This window comes from Streptomyces sp. 17_S59 (genome assembly GCF_056930295.1).
The window spans coordinates 5,521,291-5,539,490 of sequence record NZ_JBXOWD010000001.1 but is presented as its reverse complement, the minus strand read 5'-3'; the positions used below and the strand labels follow the sequence as shown (position 1 = coordinate 5,539,490).

General features: G+C 66.4%; 12 protein-coding genes. 6 read left to right on the top strand and 6 right to left on the bottom strand.

Going from position 1 to position 18,200, the window contains the following annotated elements:
* Nucleotides 1-42: 42 nt before the first annotated feature.
* Both AC1Z4A_RS25200 and AC1Z4A_RS25195 read right to left on the bottom strand, forming a co-directional pair.
* Entirely contained in the window at nucleotides 43-267 is a 225-nt protein-coding gene (locus AC1Z4A_RS25200; protein WP_483682138.1) for a DUF397 domain-containing protein, read from the bottom strand.
* Nucleotides 267-1,127, bottom strand: a complete 861-nt coding sequence (locus AC1Z4A_RS25195) for a helix-turn-helix domain-containing protein (RefSeq protein ID WP_483682137.1) — start codon at nucleotides 1,125-1,127, stop codon at nucleotides 267-269. The genes AC1Z4A_RS25200 and AC1Z4A_RS25195 overlap by 1 nt, the downstream gene beginning before the upstream one ends.
* A gap of 239 nt (nucleotides 1,128-1,366) precedes the next feature.
* On the opposite strand from AC1Z4A_RS25195, the gene AC1Z4A_RS25190 reads away from it, so the two are divergent.
* From AC1Z4A_RS25190 to AC1Z4A_RS25180, 3 genes are all read left to right on the top strand, one after another.
* Nucleotides 1,367-2,308: an ATP-binding protein gene (locus tag AC1Z4A_RS25190; protein WP_483682136.1), complete on the top strand. Its 942-nt coding sequence runs from the start codon at nucleotides 1,367-1,369 to the stop codon at nucleotides 2,306-2,308.
* Nucleotides 2,296-2,565 carry a DUF6255 family natural product biosynthesis protein gene (locus AC1Z4A_RS25185; protein WP_483682135.1) on the top strand — a complete coding sequence of 90 codons (270 nt, stop codon included), beginning with the start codon at nucleotides 2,296-2,298 and terminating at the stop codon, nucleotides 2,563-2,565. Before AC1Z4A_RS25190 ends, AC1Z4A_RS25185 begins: the two co-directional genes overlap by 13 nt.
* A 197-nt stretch (nucleotides 2,566-2,762) precedes the next feature.
* Entirely contained in the window at nucleotides 2,763-4,652 is a 1,890-nt protein-coding gene (locus AC1Z4A_RS25180) for a DNA/RNA helicase domain-containing protein (RefSeq protein WP_483682134.1), read from the top strand.
* A 159-nt stretch (nucleotides 4,653-4,811) separates the two neighbouring features.
* Here the strand turns inward: AC1Z4A_RS25180 and AC1Z4A_RS25175 are convergent, their stop codons facing one another.
* The gene (locus AC1Z4A_RS25175) at nucleotides 4,812-6,251 is read right to left on the bottom strand and encodes a NaeI family type II restriction endonuclease (protein WP_483682133.1); all 1,440 of its coding nucleotides are present in this window, start codon (nucleotides 6,249-6,251) and stop codon (nucleotides 4,812-4,814) included.
* 243 nt (nucleotides 6,252-6,494) lie between these two features.
* Here AC1Z4A_RS25175 and AC1Z4A_RS25170 point away from each other — a divergent pair, with 243 nt between their 5' ends.
* On the top strand, nucleotides 6,495-6,782 hold the full coding sequence (locus AC1Z4A_RS25170; RefSeq protein WP_483682132.1) for a hypothetical protein: 288 nt from the start codon (nucleotides 6,495-6,497) through the stop codon (nucleotides 6,780-6,782).
* Nucleotides 6,783-6,800: 18 nt separating this feature from the next.
* Here AC1Z4A_RS25170 and AC1Z4A_RS25165 read toward each other — a convergent pair whose 3' ends face one another.
* From AC1Z4A_RS25165 to AC1Z4A_RS25155, 3 genes are all read right to left on the bottom strand, one after another.
* Nucleotides 6,801-7,364 carry a hypothetical protein gene (locus tag AC1Z4A_RS25165; RefSeq protein ID WP_483682131.1) on the bottom strand — a complete coding sequence of 188 codons (564 nt, stop codon included), beginning with the start codon at nucleotides 7,362-7,364 and terminating at the stop codon, nucleotides 6,801-6,803.
* Between the two features lie 363 nt (nucleotides 7,365-7,727).
* Nucleotides 7,728-8,783 carry a hypothetical protein gene (locus AC1Z4A_RS25160; protein ID WP_483682130.1) on the bottom strand — a complete coding sequence of 352 codons (1,056 nt, stop codon included), beginning with the start codon at nucleotides 8,781-8,783 and terminating at the stop codon, nucleotides 7,728-7,730.
* 157 nt (nucleotides 8,784-8,940) lie between these two features.
* A complete protein-coding gene (locus tag AC1Z4A_RS25155; RefSeq protein ID WP_483682129.1) occupies nucleotides 8,941-9,174 on the bottom strand; it encodes a type I restriction-modification system subunit M N-terminal domain-containing protein in 234 nt (77 codons plus the stop codon).
* Nucleotides 9,175-9,670: 496 nt separating this feature from the next.
* Between AC1Z4A_RS25155 and pglW the strand changes: the two genes are divergently transcribed.
* Together pglW and pglX are read left to right on the top strand one after the other, a co-directional pair.
* Entirely contained in the window at nucleotides 9,671-14,362 is a 4,692-nt protein-coding gene (pglW, locus tag AC1Z4A_RS25150) for a BREX system serine/threonine kinase PglW (protein ID WP_483682128.1), read from the top strand.
* Nucleotides 14,363-14,425: 63 nt separating this feature from the next.
* Nucleotides 14,426-18,187 carry a BREX-2 system adenine-specific DNA-methyltransferase PglX gene (gene pglX / locus AC1Z4A_RS25145; protein ID WP_483682127.1) on the top strand — a complete coding sequence of 1,254 codons (3,762 nt, stop codon included), beginning with the start codon at nucleotides 14,426-14,428 and terminating at the stop codon, nucleotides 18,185-18,187.
* The last annotated feature ends 13 nt before the right edge of the window (nucleotides 18,188-18,200 follow it).

Here is an 18,200-nt window from a genome sequence, read left to right as displayed (position 1 = left end):
CCGGCAGGAAACCTGCAAATTCCGCAAATGGATTGCAGCGGCCTACATTTCGTTAAACTCACCCATGGTAGCGCCTCCGAGGAAAGCCTCCCACTCTTGCTTAGTAAAGCAAAGCGCTGCGCAATCAGGGTTCTTTGAATCACGTATCGCGACAGCACCCCCACCCAGGGAAGCAACTTCGACGCACTGCTGGTTGTTGGCGGTTAAGCTGCTCTTCCGCCAGTTCAGCGAGGCGGGGTCGATCTCGTAGAGGTCCTGCTTCTCCATCACTCACTCCTGTTCTTGATCTGCGCGATCAGGTCACGGCTCTCACCTGGGGCGAGAGCTACGCGTGAGAGGTTTTGGAACAGTCGGTGCAGGCGGCGTAGGTCACGCGGGTCATCCACAGTCAGGCTGCCAACGACGGACTCACTGAACGCGACATCCGGCATGTCGTCAGCGAACTGGAAGATGGTGAAGGCCGCGATGTTCAATCCCTCCTCCCCAGTACCGTAGGGGATCACCTGAAGCCGCAGGCTTTCACGCTCGGACAGCTCGATCAAGTGCTGGAGTTGCCGTCTGTGCGCCTCCGAACCACCCACTTGGAACTCAAGTGCCGCTTGAGTGATCACATAGGCACACCTCAACGGCTCCTCACAGTCCAGCCGATGGCGCTGACGCAGCATACGCACCTCTACCAGGACTTCCACCTGATCAGGGCTGAGCGATGCAAACCCGACGGCAGTGACAGCCTTGGCGTACTCTGCAGTCTGCAACAGGCCAGGCAAGATGCCCAGTTGATACTCACACAGACTCACTGCCGCGTTTTCGAAGCCAATGAACCTCTGATAGCTGGCTGTGACCGTCTCGCTGTACCGACCCCACCAAGGTTGCTTACGCTCTCTTCCCGCCACGAGCAGCTCTGCCAGCTCGTCACGCTCTTCCGAGGCGACCTTGTAGAGGTCCATGAGCCGGGCGAAGTGCTTCTGCGAGCACAGCCTCTTGCCGTTCTCGATTCGACTGATGAGCGAAGGGTCGCATCTTAGCTTCGCTGCGGACTCCGCGACGGTCAGCCCTTCTGCCTCGCGCAGCCTCCGCAGCCTTCGTCCAAGGGCCATGAGCGACATCAATGTGGTGCTGTGCGACATACCAGAGCTCTCCTCCCATGCACGAGCCCCGAGGCTATACCGACCGACACAGTCGGCGAACCACCCTCATCCGCACTCCAGTTCGCCGATTGCCACTTGCCTTGTCAATTGACATGGCAAGTGACTTGACGGGCTCTGAGGCCAGGCCCATGGTGGTCTTTGTCACACGACGTATCTGACGGGTGACACAAGACGACCAACTCTGCCCGGGCAGAGCCCTGTCCGGACTTGGAGGGGACATGGCGATCCACACACGGCACTCCGACCGTCAACTCACGATGGAACTCGTGTTGAGACCGGCAGAACTGGCCATAGCGCGCCGGATCGCACGCGCCCAACTCCACCGCTGGGGCTTGATGGCATACGCCGACGACGTGGTGACCGTGGTCAACGAGCTGCTGACCAACGTCCTGGATCACGTCCAGGGCGCCCATTGCGTCCTGACCATGGAACGCAAGGCGTACCTCCTGCACCTACGCGTGAGTGACAACTGCCGCGCCAAACCAGTCAGGCGGAATCCCAGAACAGGACGGACAACCGGTCGCGGCTTGACACTGATTGACGCACTCACTCACGGGTGCTGGAAAGTGGTGGTGCCGCCACCCGACCAAGGCCGGCTCAAGGGCAAAGAGATCCAGTGCCTGTTCGACGTCTCACAGGCGGTATCGCCGACATCCACGGTCAGAGGAGCGGACATCGTCCGCGAGATCTTCCGCTACGGGCTCACAAGCCCCGGAAAACTGGCGGGCGTCATCCGCTACACCCACGCCACGTGCGACCACCTGGCGACCGGGGAACCCTGCACCCGTCGCTGCCTCGCGGTCACCATCGGCTCAGTCCTGCACTCCAGCGGCCTGGTGCGTCTGCTCAGCGGGCCGCTGACACGACAGGACGACTCACCGGCGGCCGCGGCCCACAGAATCACCACCGAGCGGACCGGACTGCAGCTCGTCCACGAGGAGCCGACCCCACCGCTGTGGATCGAACAACGCCGGTCCGGCCCCCACGACGGATTGCACAGGGACCGGGTGCGCTTCTGGTACTTCTTCGAGGCCCCACCAGGCTCTCCGGAACTGTCGCCGGACCGAACCACGTGGATGCCCGTCACTGACATCCTGCCCACTCCCCTGCAGGACCTTGTCCCCACGGCTTCGTCGAGGGGGCGCCGATGTACGGCGTAGGCCGCCTCGTCAACAACTGCCCACACCTGTCGGGCTGGGATACGGCCGATGGCGAAGAACGCTGCCGCTCCTGCGGAACCCGCCGCTTCACCCACTACGGCGCCCTGCGCCCTCCGGGGCTGCCGGTGGCCCTAATGCCGCGACCTCGCGACGCGGCCAGGGCGGACCGCTCCGCCGCCGTCGCGATCTCGCGCGCGGTGTGTCGCCGCCTCGGCCGCTGGGCACTCGGAGGCCCGGGGCTCCGCCCGGTCGCCTGACGGACGGCTCGATGCCTCCAGGCCACACGGGCAGTCTGGCGGCATCGAGACCCGCACTCCTCATACATGATCCATGCCCTGTCCTAGGATGGCAGAGACCATCTCAGCGGCCCGACGGGCTTCCGCTCCACTTCCGTGGAACGTAAGGACATGCCCCCACCCGCACGAGTTACTTCGTGCTGCCTGGGGGCATTTCCTTGCTGTTCCGTGAGTCCGCGGCGTCGTTGGCCAACCGCACCCACCTTGAAGGACGGCTGGCAGAGCTCCTGACCGAGAACTTCTTGCACAAGCACGGCCACCGACCCCATCCGTCCGAGCAGCGTTCCTGGGAGCGAAGCATCCCGGCGCTCACCAACGCGCTGGTCGAAGCCGGGCTCGGGGACGTCGAGGTGCTGCTGGAATACGGACTGCCGCTGACCAGCAAGCGCGCAGACGTCATACTGGCCGGCGTCCACCCGACCACTGGTGGGCCGTCCTACGTGGTCGTGGAACTGAAGCAGTGGAGCAGCGCACACCCGGAGGACGACGACCCGCTGCGGTGCCGCATCGACGCGTATCCGGCCCCCGTCCTGAACCCCATCGAGCAGGTACGGGGTTACTGCGACTACCTGGTGTCGTTCAACGGAGCGCTGGAGCAGGCCCCGGAGTCGATCGCCGGGGTGGCCTACCTGCACAACGCCACCGAGTTCGGGGTCGCAGGGCTGCGGGCCGTCCCGGAGGATGACCGAGGCCGGATGTACACCGGTGAGCAGCGCGGCGCCTTTCTGAAGTACCTACGCTCGAAGCTCGCCCCGAAGCCCGGGGCCGACGCGGCTGACGCACTGTTGCAAGGCAAGGTCCGGCCGTCCAAGCAACTAATGGCCATCGCTGCCGAAGAGGTCCGCAACAGGGAACAGTTCGTCCTGCTCGACGAGCAGCGGCTCGCCTACGAGACGGTGATGGCAGCGGTCCGGAAGGCACGGCGGTCCAACCACAAGCAGGTCGTCGTGGTGGCCGGCGGGCCGGGCTCCGGCAAGAGCGTGATCGCTTTGTCCCTCTTGGGTGAGCTCTACCGTCGCGGGGTGCCCGCCTTGCACGCGACCGGTTCGCAGTCGTTCACCAAGACGATGCGCAAGGTAGCGGGCGCTCGTAAGCCCGAGGTCCAGCGGCTCTTCCGCTACTTCAACAGCTTCATGGAGGCTGAGCCCAACGACCTCGACGTGCTCGTCTGCGACGAGGCCCACCGGCTCCGCAAGACTTCCGCCAACCGCTACACCAAAGCCGCGCTGCGCACTGGCCGACCCCAGGTAGCAGAGCTGATCGACGCAGCCCGCGTGCCGGTTTTTCTGCTGGACCAACACCAGGTGGTGCGCCCTGGCGAGATGGGCAAGGTGAAGCAGATCCAGAAAGCCGCGACGGAGCTGGGGCTGGAGTGCACGGTGGTGGAGCTGGACAGCCAGTTCCGATGCGGTGGCAGCGACGCGTACCTGCGATGGGTAACCAGCCTGCTGGGGCTGGAGGGCGACGGCCCCACCATGTGGGAGCCTGACGGCAAGGTCCGGCTGCTGATGGCGGACAGCCCCCAGGAGATGGAGGACTTCTTGGCCGCCCGGCGCGCCGAGGACTACGGCGCCCGGATATCGGCGGGCTACTGCTGGAAGTGGACGACGAAGATCACCCCGAGCATGGCGTCACTGCCCGCAGATGTGACCATCGGCGACTGGGCCAGGCCGTGGAACCTCTACGGGGATCGCTCCCTCCTCGGTGCGCCACCGGCACCGCTGTGGGCCACCGACCCCGCCGGCTTCGGCCAGGTCGGATGCGTCTACACCGCGCAGGGCTTCGAGTACGACTGGTCGGGCGTGATCATCGGCCCAGACCTGGTCTGGCGCACCGACCGCTGGTTGGTCGACCGCACCGCGTCGAAGGACCCCGCCTTCACCAAGGCGACCCCGGATGACGAGATCGACCAACTGGTCCGCAACACCTACAAGGTGCTGCTGACCCGAGGCATGATCGGAACGATCGTCTACTCAACGGACCCGGAGACACGCGAGAAGCTGCACTCACTTATCTCTTCTGCAACGGAAGACCAGGCAGCCTCTTGAACAAGCTGACTACGACCACCAGGCGCGCGATATCGGACCACTGTTACGTGCACGGCCGGCCTGCTCCTGCAGATCTGGCCAGCGGATACAGATGGGCGTGAGGTGCCCAGTTCGGGGCCTCACAACCATGCCATACCAGAGCTGCGCGACCGCTTGTCACTAATCCGACATCGGAACAGGATTTGGCTCGTCGCCCGGCCCCGCCAACCTCCACCGCGTACCGGAAAGGAGAACCGACCGAACCGTCCCCTCTTCTTCTGTCACGGGTGCCAGGCGGACGCTGACCCATACCCCTTTTTCCGGAACCGGCAGCCCCAAAGTTCTGGCGACTTCCGGATGAGAGCCCTGATGGCCGAGGATGAGGATGCCCTCCAATGCCAGCGCCCTGCGCGCGTCTCGCACCCGCTTCGGCGCGTCCACCTGTCCCGAGACCGTAGTGACGGCGGTGCGCGTCACGAGCTGACGCTGCGCCATGCGGAATAGTTGGTTCACGCGCTGTTGTCCAGTCGCTTCGGCGAAGATCGCGCGTGCCGCATCGCTTGGAAGCCGATCAAGGGTGTTTACGAGCAGAGGGACGTCACGGTGGATCCATTCGATTGCCGCCTGCCCCGCTCGGCTCAGCATCCGCTTGCCATCGCGATTGCTACCGCTCGATAGCACCTCCTCGGTCGCCTTGACCACGCCCAAACTCCAGGTCTCCTTGTGGTGGTCGAGCCGTACCAATAGGCAAACGCCATCCTGTGATTCTCTCGGGATCATCCAGGTCCCGCTGGCCGTCGCCTTGATGTCCACATCAACCCCGGCGATGCGGAAGTCAAGATTTTGACCACGCTCGAACTGGAAGTCGTGCCGCAGCAAGTTCTCGATGACCTGTCCCGCCATTGTCTTCTCGGCCTTGGTAAGGTCGGTCCACCGAAAACGCCCTGTGTGCAGCCCGTCGAGCAGCCGATCCGTGGCCTCGTTAAGCACAGCTGTCATACGGCGCCCCTGGGGGTCAAGCCTCAGGAGCTCCTCTCGTACCACCGCCAATTCGTCCCTCTGGCTGGACCCTTCCTGCTCCAACTGGGGCTTCTCAGGCATCTCTTGCGCCGGCGTGGACCTGGCAGTGGCGACCAGCGCTTCCAGGACCGCGATCCGTTGTGCTGCCTCACGCGCTGATTGCCGTGCAGCATCTCGCTCGCCGATAACCTCCAGCAGCTTACGTTGCAAGGCCGCGAGTTCGTCGTGGCGAGCGTTCATGCGAGAGTCGAGTTCGGCCTCAGCCCGTTCCTTGTCCTGAACGGCTTGGGTAAGGGCTGTGGTGATTTCCAGCAACTGCTCTTGCACCTGGACCAGTTTTGAGAGGTGCACGGTGCAATCGCCGTCCGGTTCGGGCTCGGCTCTGACGGGCTGCTGACAAGCTCTTCGTAGGAGGTCGAGAGCCCTTTTCTTGGCCTTGGCCGCTTCACTCGCATCTACAACGCATATCTCGACCACGGCCTCCACCAGGGGGCGCTGAATCTTGAGGTTAGCTCCCCTCAGCCGTCGGTGCAGGGTCGACAGCGCCGGTTTGTCGGCAATCCCCAACTTGTCAGGGAGCAGAGCGTGCAGCTGTTCCACCGACAGGCCAGCAGCGTCCCGAAGGTCACGAAGAAACAAGACGAGCTGGTTCTCCGCGTCGGACCCACCGCACGGAGCGCCAGCAGGGCGCCCACCCTTTGCTCGTAGCCGTCCTTGCATCAGCACCTGTTCTCTCGTGAACATCGTGGTTCTCTCTGATACTACGAGAAAAGGATACCCGGATGATCGTCGGCACGGCACGCTCGATTCCGTCACCCAAGGCAGAAGAGGAGTTCAGCCGCCATGCGCCCACGCGCCCCGTTCCCCCGCCACTCCACGTACGACTTCGCAGCCCTTGTGGCCGTGCTCGCCACAGGCGTGGCACTCGTGGCCCTCGGCGTCGAACCTGAATCACTCGCCGCGGTAGCCATCGCCCTGTCGGGCCTCTACTCGACGTGGCGCATGGGGCCGGGCGGCAGGAGTTCAGAGCAGGAGACCGGAACGGAGAAGCAGCCGGAGGAGCTGAGCGATCGGGACCCGGGCATTGGAGCCGCAGAGAAGAAAGGGGCCTCGTCCATGCCTGTCGACTGAGCCAACAGGGACCCACGACTACTGGAACAGCGCCTTCCAGTGGACACACGGGGATGGCACCTGCCCCGAAGCGGCGGCTGGCTCCGCCAACGCCGTGCGGTGCATGGCCTCATACGGGCCCGCCCGCCATGTGTCGTACCCCTGCGACCTCAGCGCCGGATACAACCGCCCCTCGGTGAGCAGGCACAGGGCCAACCGGGCGGCTTCCGCCCACGCGGTCACGGACGGGTCCTGCACCGGCTCACCGGAGGCCACGCCGAGCAGTGCGGGCACCGCCACCGCGACCGCCACGGCCCAACCCTCCACCACGCGCTGACGTACGCCTCTCCCGTGCGGCAGGACCAGCTCGGCACAGGCGGGGGCGATCCCCTGCGGCAGCCCGCCCGACGGCGCTGCCCGGTGCGCCGAGCCAGGGCGCCACAGCAGCAGACGGCCATGGCGGGCAGGCTCCTCGGGCAGAAACACCACTGCCCAGCCGTCCGCCAGCAGCGCGCCCGCACGCCGCACGGCCGTCCGGCAGCGCCAACAGCGCCTGCTCTCCCGCTGATTGGCTCCTACCGCACTGCTGAGTACGCGGGCCATCACGCCAACGCCCCTCCCAGGTCCCGATTCCGGCGCCCCGCCCCATACACGTCGACGACGCCACCGCAGCACCTCACCCAGCGGAGGCAAACCATGGCCATGGCTCCGAAGCGAGTGGTGCCGAATCCCGTACACCACTTCAAGGCTCACGCCGATCCGGGCCCCGCGAAGCGGGCCAGACCGTCCAAGAGGGACGGCAGCCACGTGTTCTTCGAGGATCGCCGTGCCGCGCTCACTGAGGTCCGGTGACAGACAGGCGGCTGACGCGGTGTGCCCGGTAGCCCGTCCGGCGAGTCGAGTGTCAGGCTCCCCTGCGGATCGTTCCGTGGCCAGCTTTGCCCTGGCCTGTCGGGCCACCCTTGCCTAACACGGATTCCACAGCGCGCTCGGCTCATATCGCAACTGGTAGGAACGAACCCCAGCTCCGTTCATGCGGTAGATGGTGATCGCGCTCAGAAACTGTGTCTTGATCTCCGAGGTGCGCTGCTGCTCTTTTTCCTCAACCCCACTGATCCACTGCTCGATGTGCTCCGGCAACTTGAAGGTAAGCCGGTAGGCATCCTCCTCAGCGCCCCACGGAGACAGGGTCCACTCAGCAGCCTCACCGTGCCCAGTCCGCCGGAGCCGAACCGAGTGGTCCGGACTGACATCGGCGTACTTCAAGAACTTCTGTTTGTCATCGGCGGCCAGCGGCAGGATGAACGGAGCAGCGGGGAATCCCAACAGCAGCTCGGCCTCACTGTGCTCCTCGAGCACAGCAACGAAGTCCGCGAGGAGCTGGCTGGCCACGCCCTCGAACTGCGTCGCGCTGGTACCCACCTCAGGCAAGAGGCCGGCGGGGCCCATGCCCAGAGCTTTTCTCAGCTTGTTCCGCATCCAGGACACGGGGAAGGACCTAAGGTGGTACGTATTCTGGGCGTCGAACAGCGCACGCGCCGTTGCGTAGAGCGCGTTGCGGAGCCAGTCGAAGGACTCGCCCGACAGGTCCACGAGCGATATCTGGTGAGCCAGGGCGTACTTCTGGGCATCGGTGGTGAAACCGTTGGCCGAGAACAGAGCGTACGAATATTGATACCGCTGGCGAGGACGGGTACTCGGCAGAGTCATGAAGTTCTCGTTGACGTCGTGAAGCACTCCGTGGGCATTGCGCACGACCTCCAGCCGACACGGCGTACGGTAAAACTTGGCCTCCAGGAACAGTCGGACCGGCAGCGAAAAGGCCGGCGTGAAGGCGAACTCTCCCAGCACATCTACCTGATGCAGAGCACCACGCCCACGGACCCGGAGCGTGTTCCCTTCTGAAACGAGCTCTACCGGGTCCTGCCGAGCGTCAACCAACAGCCGGTAGCCGCTGTGCCGAAGCAACCACGCCAGCGACTCTTCCAACAGATAGCCCCTCAACGTGGCACGCGTGGCCATGCCGCCCTCCTCTAGTCAGCCTGCCGAGCAACGGGAAATCAGTCTGCGATCATCTCATTCAACTGCTCCTGAGCCGCGCCAACTTGTCCATTGATGCCGCCCTTTATCAGGCCACTGGCACTAGACCGCGCAATCCAAGCTGGACGCGTTCACAAGTTCAGTTCTGGGGCTCGATGGGGTACGGGATTGCCAACTCGTGCTCTTCCAGACTGCGCAGCACCGCCGTGTCATCCAGCACCTCCGGGCGTGTGGGTGCGGGCAGGCAATCGGAGCGCCGTAGCACGGTGAACGGCAAGGCAGCGCTGCCATATTCGGACGTCTTGGAGTCTCCGCGAAGAAGATCCGTGAGCGACCAGATATGCCTGGAAAGCTGCGTCCCCGAATCACTCATGGCGTTCCCCTCCGGCCACCCGGACCCTCCCACGCTCAAGGTTGATCTTCACACAGTCAACGGACCTTACGCCCGGAGGGCATCACCGCGACGGCCCGTTCCTGCCTGCCGCTCCCCCAGCAGCCGGTGGCGCATGGGCGCCGCTCTGACATCGCCGCGTCAGCCATCGTTGCGACACAAGGCATAACGTCACCGTGTACGGCGACACGATCGCCGGCCCCGCAACTCACCGCTTCATCCGTACATGCATCGGCTCGGCGCCGCCACGGCTGAAATCACTCTGGTCCGCCTGGCCGAATCCCTTCGCCGTGCGCTCCGCCCCGGTGCATCGCCGCCAGGTCTGGGCTGCAGGGCCTCTGCCGTAGCTAGCTCAGGCTGCCCTTGGCGTCAGTATCACCCTTTAAGATTCCTCCGAGGGTTGAGCCCGGGCTTTCTGACACCCTGTCAGGAAGTCGGCAGCACACACGCGCACAAGCAGACACAGGCGGGGGGCCGCATGCTGGAAGGCCGGTGGACAACGGTCACCGAGTCCGAGTACGAGCATGAGCGCCGCGGTCTTGAGGCAATCCGCAAGCGCCTGCCGGACGAGGAACCGTGGCGCGCCTGGGCGAACTTCCAGTTCACCGCGAACAGCGGGCACGTCCGTGAGGTCGATCTTCTGGTCGTGGCGCCGGCCGGAGTGTTCCTGGTCGAGTTGAAGGACTGGCACGGCTCGGTCCACGGCGGCGGCAACGACTGGGTGCAGACCACAGCCAGCGGGATCAACCGTCGGCACGGCAACCCGTTGCACCTGTCGAACCGGAAGGCCAAGGAGCTGTCGGGTCTGGTCAACGGTGTCTCCGGTCGGCCTGCGGACCGAACGAAGATCTGGGTGGGTGAAGCGGTCTGCTTCACCGACGACAAGCTTCGGGTGAACCTTCCGGCCGCCGATATGAACGGCGTGTTCACGGTCAAGCAGCTCGTGGAGATGCTGGCCGTACCGCCGGGTGACGCCCGGTACCAGACCACAGCCGCGACGTCCCGTCTTGTCGATACGGCCCTGAAGAAGCTCCGTATCGCGCCGATCCGCCGTCAGTACGAGGTGGGCTCCTACCTCTTGGAGGCGAAGGCGTTCGACTCCGGGCCCACCTGGGCCGACTATCTGGGCCGCCATTCCCAGCTGCACGATCTGGCGCGGGTACGGGTCTTCCTCAGCGAACGTGGCGCCTCCGAGGACGAGCGGCGCTCGGTGGAGCGAGCCGCCGCCCGCGAGGCATCGGTGCTCAGCCGGTTTCGTCATCCGGGCGCAGTGCAGCTGAAGAACTATCTGCCGTCGGGGCACCCCGCCGGCCCCGCGATCCTCTTCGACTACCACCCGGAGACGCTGCGCCTGGACGACTACCTGGTCCAGCACGGGGACGGTCTGGACCTGAAGGCTCGCCTCGCTCTGGTGCGGCAGCTTGCCGAGACGGTGCGCTCCGCGCACTCCCGGCGGGTCCACCACCGCACGCTCTCGGCACACGCGGTGCATGTGATGCCGCGCGACCGCGGCCCTCGCGGGCGGGAGCTCAGCGAAGAGCAGCGCTGGCTGCGCCCGTGGCCGCAGATCGCGGACTGGCAGATCGCCACTGGGGAAAGCGCCAGCCGCGGTCGGCCGCTGACCTTGGCTCCGACCAACGTGTCGGGGTTCCATGTCGCGGAGCAGGCCGATCCATATCTGGCTCCGGAGCTGAAGATCCCGAAGGCCGATCCGGTGCGCCTCGATGTATACGGGCTCGGCGTGCTCACGTATCTGCTGGTCACCGGGCAGGCGCCGGGCGCGAGCCAGAGCGAGGTCATGGCACGCCTGGAGGCCGGCGAGAGTCTGCGTCCGAGCGCGCTGGTCGACGGCCTCCATCCGGACGTCGACGATCTGGTGGAAGCATCCACTGCATACGAACCCGGTCGGCGTCTGTCCACGGTCGACGATTTCCTGGAGATGCTGGAGTACGTCGAGCAGGCGTTCGTCGAGGAGGTCCCGGAAGGCAGGGATACGGCTGCAGGTGCAGGCGGGGACGGTGGTTCGGCCACAGCCGGTGGCGAGGAGTGGTCCGAGCCGGAGAAGGATCCGCTGGAGGCGGTGTCCGGGGATGTGCTGGCCGGGCGCTGGGAGGTCCTGCGCCGACTCGGTACGGGCTCGACCGCGCGGGCGTTCCTGGTGCGTGACTTGGAGGGCGAGCCGCGGCGTAGCGGCGCTCTGCCGGTGGCGGTGCTGAAAGTCGCGCTGAGCGAGGCCAAGCACGCAGTCCTGGATCGGGAGGCGCAGGTCCTGGGCCGTATCCACCGGGATTCCAGCATCATCTCGCTGTACGAGCCCGAGCCGCTCACGCTGGCCAGGCGCCGGGTCCTGGCCCTGGAGTACGTGGGCGACAGTCGGGAGCTGAAGGACCAGGACGGCGGGACGGTCAAGGGGCCGCGACGCCGTGAGGACACCGTCGCCCGCCAGCTGCGGGACAACGGCCGCCTGGGCATGGACCAGCTGGAGGCGTACGGGAAGTACCTGTTCGGCGCGGTGGAGCACCTGGAGGCGGAGGGGATCTGGCACCGGGACCTGAAGCCGGACAACGTCGCCATCCGGATCCGCCCCAACGGCACCCGGCAGCTGGTGCTGATCGACTTCTCGCTTGCCGGATATCCGGCGAAGGAGATCGAGGCAGGCACCGAGGGCTATCTCGACCCCTTCGTAGGGATCATCACGCGCGGCTCGTACGACGGACACGCCGAACGGTATGCGCTGGCCGTGACACTGCACGAGATGGCGTCGAACGAGCTGCCCCGCTGGGGCGACGGCTCGGTCACGGCGCGGCAGACGGATCCGAAGGAGTGGCCGTACCCGCAGCTTGTGGCCGACGCCTTCGAGCCGGCCGTGCGGGATGGCCTCGTGGCGTTCTTCCGTAAGGCCCTGGCCCGGGACGTGAAGGACCGCTTCCCGGATCTGAAGCCGATGGAACGTGCCTGGCAGAAGATCTTCCTGGACGCACAGCAGACGACGGCGCCGAGCACCGGTCACGGTGAAAAGTCGGCGCGCGGAGCGAAGAGCGGCACGGAGACGGTTGCCGGGTCAGCGGCGGAGCCGCGGATCGGGCGGGAGGACGACGACGTCTCCGCTGAGCAGGTCCGCGACCAGCAGGCCGAGCGCGCCGACCGGAAGACACCGCTGTCGGTGGCCGGTCTGACGGTCGCGGCGCAGTCGCAGCTGTTCGCGATGGGGCTGAACACCGTCGGGGACGTCCTGGAGTACTCGGCGAAGAAGTTCCTCACTGCGCCGGGCATGGGCTCGCGTACCCGGGAGGAGATCCAGCGCCGACAGAAGGAATGGAACGCACGCCTGGGCAAGGCGGCTCCCGCGCCGCTCAGCGCGGAGGCTCGCAAGGCGGCGGGCCAGGAGCTCTCCGACCTGGAGCGGGCGGTCGCGGAGTCGATCGCCGCAGCCGACGGAGACGTCACCGACCCGCAGGTGCTGGGTGGCCTGAGCCTGGACGCGCTCGCCGCCCGCCTGGTGCCGAAGCCGTCCAGCGGCAGCGCCCGCTCCAATGCCAAGGAGCGCGAGGCGGTCCGGCTGCTGCTGCGGCTGCCCGACGAGGCGGGCACGCTGCCCGGGGGCCTGGCGTGGGTCCGGCAGCGGGACGTCGCCGATGCGGTGGGTCTCACTACGGGCCGAATCCCGCAGATCGTGAAGAAGGCGCGCGAGCGCTGGTACAACGACCCCGCCCTCGCGCTGTTGCGTGAGCAGGTGGTGGAGCTCCTCGCCGAGCGCGGCCGGGTGGCCCCGGTGATCGAGCTCGCCGACGCGCTCATCGCCCGGCGCGGCACCCAGCACGTGGAGCGACGCGACCGGCGCGCGCTCGCCTTGTCGCTGTTACGTGCTGTGGTGGAGCGTGAGAGTTACGACAATGAGTCCCCGCCGCTCTTCCGTTACTTCCACGCCCGGATGCCCAAGGGCGCCGATCCGGTACTCGGCCTGCTCGCCCTGGATGTCCGGGAGCACGTGGACGGCCCGGACACCCCGGCGCTGCCGGCCCTGCAGGAATACGCGCTGAACCTGGGCATGCGGGCCGACCGGCTCGCGGCACTCGAGTCCCTGCCGACGGCGAGCACGGTCCTCACCGACCTGGACGCGGTGCGACGGCCGCCGGGCAGCCTGGGCTGGGACGAGCGGCGCACCGCCGAGATCGCGGTTGCCGCGTCCACCCGGGCCGCTCTCACCCCGCGCCTGGAAATCTACCCGCGCGACCTGGACCTGGTGCGTGCGCTGCGGATCACCCAGGCCGGTGTGGTCGCCGTGCAGCCGGGCGTCGAGGAGGAGCGGCAGCCTGGCCTGACGGTGGACGCCCTGCACAAACGGGTCGCCACCCGCTTCCCCGACCTGGGCACCGATCCACTGGCTCCGCGCGAGCTGCCCACGGGCAGCGCCCTGGTCCGCGACCTGAAGCAGGCCGGCTTCGAGCTGAAGCTGGCGACCCGCTACGACAAGGTACTCCGGCTCGTCCCGGACCGCCTGTACGGAGACACCACCGCCGGGCTGACCTCGGCGAGTTGGGGTGCCTCGGCGGCGCGCCGCTCTGCTCCCACCCAGTACGACGCAGACGCGGCCGTCGCCGCTGCCGTCAAGGCCGAGCAGCGGCTCGCGCACTCGGCACGGCAGGACGGCTTCCGGGTCCTGACCGTGCCTCAGCGGCGTGCCGAGGATGCGGTGCGGTGGCTGGCCGACGAGCCGTACGGGGCTCGGCCGGTGTCGCTGACCGGACTGTTCGTGGACGAACTGCGTGGCGTGGTCGGCGAGGCGGCCCGTCCGACCTGGGAGACCGTCCTCAAGGCGGACGCCGCCGAGCCGGGCAGCCGGGCCCACCAGCAGCTACGGATCCGCACCGACAAGGCGTGGGGGCGGATCGAGCCGCGATTGCGGGAGCGGCTGGCGGAGGGGCATGGCCCGCTGCTGCTCACCGACACCGCGGCCCTGGCCCGGTACGACGCGCTGGACCTGCTCGGGCGGCTCGCGGAGGAGGCTCGGCAGGGCGGCAGCCCGCTGTGGCTGCTCGTCGCCCAGTCGGATCCGGCGCGGGCGCCGCGGCTGGCCGGGCAGAGCGTTCCGTACCAGGCGGGGTTCGACGAGTGGATCGTCGTGCCCGACGCCTGGGTCGCACGCAAACACATCACACCGAACGCCTGACTCATTTCCCTCTTCCGACCTTGCTTTCTTCCGTCCTCTCCCTTTTCTCCACAGGAGCCGTTCGTGATCGACCGCAAGAGCCTCCTCGCCGATCTGCAGAAGCAGGTCAAGGCGGCAGAGACCGACCTTGAGCAGCAGGTCAAAGCCGTCTCGGAGGTCGGAACGCGGCTGCGCGGCGAGTACGACCAGGCCCGGAAGCTAGGCCGCACGGCGGCGACATGGAATGCCTGGCTCGGCGAGCGGATCACCCAGGTCGCGGTGGCCTGGGTGCTCGGCACGGTCTTCGTGCGGTTCAGCGAGGACAACCTGCTGATCGCCGAGCCATACATCACCTCCCCCGACGTAGCGGGGCGGGAGACCGCGCAGGCTCGGTACGAGGAGTACCTGGAGAAGGACGCCGACCCGACGTACCGAGGGTGGCTGGAGACGGCATTCGCCGAGTTGGGCGCCGGACAGGCCGGGCGGCTGCTCTTCGACCGCGACCACAACCCGCTCTACCAGATCCCGCTCTCGCACGACGGAGCGGGCGCGCTGCTGGCGTTCTGGCGGGAGCAGCGCGCCGGCGAGGGCAGCGGGGACGAAGGTGAAGGCGGTCCGGTCCTCGTGCACGACTTCCGCGACCCGCTGAGCGAGGACGGCACCGAGGGCTGGGACACCCGGTTCCTGGGCGACCTGTACCAGGACCTGAGCGAGGCGGCCCGCAAAACGTACGCGCTGCTGCAGACGCCGGAGTTCGTGGAGGAGTTCATCCTCGACCGGACCATGACCCCGGCGTTACGGGAGTTCGGCTTCGAAGAGCTGAAGATGATCGACCCGACCTGCGGTTCCGGACACTTCGTGCTCGGCGCATTCCGGCGCCTGGTACGGATGTGGGCTGAGCAGCGGCCTGAGTTTGGCTCTTACGAGCGGGTACGAGCGGCCCTCAACTCAGTACACGGGGTAGACCTCAATCCGTTCGCGGTCGCAGTGGCCCGTTTCCGGCTGTTGGTCGCGGCGATGGCCGCGAGCAACATGCGGACCTTCGAGGAGGCGCGGCGCTACGAGTGGCCCATCCAGCTCGCAGTCGGCGACTCGCTGCTGCCGACGGAGCACCGGCAAGAGGGACTCTTCGGCGACGAGCAGCTGAGCCTTGGCGACAGTGTGGAATCGGGCGACGCCGAAGACCCGTACTACGCGCTGAGCACGGAGGACGTGTTCGAGTACCCGCAGATCCTGAACCGGGGCCGCTACCACGTAGTGGTGGGGAATCCTCCGTACATCACAGTCAAGGACAAAACACTCAACGAGCTGTATCGCAAGCTGTACGACGCCTGCGCGGGTACGTACGCACTGTCGGTCCCGTTCGCACAGCGCTTTTTCGAGCTTGCAGTTCGGGGCGAGGCCAAGTCCGTGCTCGGCTATGGCATGGTCGGCCAGATCACGGCGAACTCGTTCATGAAGAGGGAGTTCGGGACGAAGCTGATCGAGAGCTTTTTCCGGGATCAGGTCGAACTGACAGAGGTCATCGACACGTCGGGAGCGTACATCCCGGGGCATGGGACGCCGACGGTCATCCTCGTCGGCCGCCCACTGGATTACACGGGCCCTCGCCGGGCCACCATCCGCACGGTCCGGAGCGTTCAGGGCGAGCCCGCGGCACCGGTGAAGGCAGAGGACGGACTCGTCTGGCAGGCGATTACTCAGCAGACTGACCACCCAGGCTCCGAAAGCAATTGGATCAGCGTACGTGACACACCACGCGAAGACCTGTCAAAGCACCCATGGAGCCTTGTAGGAGGTGCCGCACCAGACATTCTGAAAGTGATCGAGAGTGCGGGAAAGCGACTGCGGGCCGCGTCACAGGAGATCGGGCTATCGATCGTTACCGGCGAGGATAATGCCTTTGCTTCGGCCAACACTGAGGCCGGGCGTTCGCGAGGCGCCAAGCCCACCGCTGTCGCTAATGGTGATGACGTACGGGATTGGGCACTGGCAGGCACGACGTGGCTCGCCTGCCCGTACGACCAGGAAATGAAGCTCCTCGAAGGTGAAGAGATCGAGGATTTGCTGCGCTTTATGTGGCCACTGCGCCACGTACTGGAACTTCGCAAACACTTCAGCATCACCATGCTGGAACGTGGAGTCCCCTGGATTTCATGGCGGGAAGTCTACGCCTCCCGCGCCAAGGCACAGAAGTTGCTCGTTTACGCAAAAGTAACGACGCACAATCACTTCTACCTCCAGACCGGTCCACTCCCGGTTAAGGACTCAGCACAGGTAATCAAGCTCCGCGAGGACGCTACGGAGCAAGAGCATCTGGAACTGCTTGGACTGCTGAATAGCTCCACGGCTGGGTTCTGGCTCAAGATGGTGAGCCACGCGAAGGGAGGTAGCGGCCTGGGGCGCGGAATTCAAAGTGAAGCCTGGGAGGAGCGCTACGAGTTCACGGGGAGCAATCTGGAAGATTTCCCTCTCCCCGCTAAATATCCCACCGCCCTCGCCATGGAGCTCGACGCTCTTGCCCAGCGGCTCTCCGCAACAGCCCCCGCCGCTCTCATCCACGAGGCCGTCCCCATCGCCTCCGCCCTCCGCGAAGCCCAAACCCACTACAGCTCCACCCGCGCTCGCATGATCGCCCTTCAGGAGGAGCTGGACTGGCAGGTGTACTCCCTCTACGACCTTCACTCCGAGGATCTGCGCCTGCCTGATGCCGCCGCTGTGCCCGAACTCGCCCTCGGTGAGCGGGCCTTCGAGATTGTGCACGCTCGGCGGGTCGTCGCTGGTGAGGCCAGTGACGTGTGGTTCAGGCGGCACGGGTCTATCCCCATCACGGAGATCCCCGCGCATTGGCCAGCCGACTACCGCGCCCTCGTGCAGAGGCGGATCGAGGTCATCGAGTCGAACCGTGCCATTGGCATGGTGGAGCGTCCCGAGTACAAGCGGCGCTGGGCCACCGAGGGCTGGGACGCAATGCGGCAGAAGGCGCTGAAGTCCTGGCTACTCGACCGGGTCGAAGACCGGGCGCACTGGTTCGACGCCAGCGGCAATCCCACCGTCACCACCCTCGCTCGCCTCGCCGAAAACCTGTCCACCGACGAGAACTTCGTGTCCGTCGCCGAGCTATACGCGCCCCGGCAAGACCTCGTAAAGACCGTACGGGAGCTGCTGTCCGAGGAGCACGTTCCGTTCGTATCCGCACTGCGGTACAAGCCCGCCGGGCTGAAGAAGCGCACCGACTGGGAGCACGTCTGGGACCTCCAGCGGGAGGAGGATGCAGCCCCCGACGAGCCCGCGAAGCGGAAGGTCCGTGAGCGGACGCCCCTGCCGCCGAAGTACACCTCGGCGGACTTCCTGAAGCCGAGCTACTGGCGTGCACGCGGCAAGCTGGATGTGCCCAAGGAGCGTTTCGTGTCGTACGGCACGGTCAACGCGCAGTCGCCGGAGCTGTACGGGTGGGCCGGCTGGGATCACCTGGAGCAGGCCCTCGCCCTCGCCTCGTACATCCAGCAGGCCGGGCTCAGTGACGAGGACCTCGTGCCCTACCTGGCCGGACTACTTGAGCTGCAGCCGTGGCTGGAGCAGTGGTACGGCGAGTACGACCCGGAGTTCGGGGCGTCGCCGGCCACCGAGATCCTGGCGTTCCGGCAGCAGAAGCAGGGCGAGCTCGGGTTGACCGACGATGTGCTTCGGGCCTGGCGTCCGTCTGCGGCCACGCGCGGACGCGGCGCGAAGAAGGCCGCTGTGCCGAAGCAGCGCACGAGCACGAAGGCCGCCGTCCAGACGTCCTTCACCGACGTCGACACGAACACCGTCACCGATGCCGCCAGCGGCACAGAGTCCGCCTGAACAGGCGAGGAGT

Bases quoted from the DNA above. Each gene is read 5' to 3' on its own strand.
- AC1Z4A_RS25200 (WP_483682138.1), bottom strand. From the start codon at position 267: ATGGAGAAGCAGGACCTCTACGAGATCGACCCCGCCTCGCTGAACTGG.
- AC1Z4A_RS25195 (WP_483682137.1), bottom strand. From the start codon at position 1,127: ATGTCGCACAGCACCACATTGATGTCGCTCATGGCCCTTGGACGAAGG.
- AC1Z4A_RS25190 (WP_483682136.1), top strand. From the start codon at position 1,367: ATGGCGATCCACACACGGCACTCCGACCGTCAACTCACGATGGAACTC.
- AC1Z4A_RS25185 (WP_483682135.1), top strand. From the start codon at position 2,296: ATGTACGGCGTAGGCCGCCTCGTCAACAACTGCCCACACCTGTCGGGC.
- AC1Z4A_RS25170 (WP_483682132.1), top strand. From the start codon at position 6,495: ATGCGCCCACGCGCCCCGTTCCCCCGCCACTCCACGTACGACTTCGCA.
- AC1Z4A_RS25165 (WP_483682131.1), bottom strand. From the start codon at position 7,364: ATGGCCCGCGTACTCAGCAGTGCGGTAGGAGCCAATCAGCGGGAGAGC.
- AC1Z4A_RS25160 (WP_483682130.1), bottom strand. From the start codon at position 8,783: ATGGCCACGCGTGCCACGTTGAGGGGCTATCTGTTGGAAGAGTCGCTG.
- AC1Z4A_RS25155 (WP_483682129.1), bottom strand. From the start codon at position 9,174: ATGAGTGATTCGGGGACGCAGCTTTCCAGGCATATCTGGTCGCTCACG.
- pglW (WP_483682128.1), top strand. From the start codon at position 9,671: ATGCTGGAAGGCCGGTGGACAACGGTCACCGAGTCCGAGTACGAGCAT.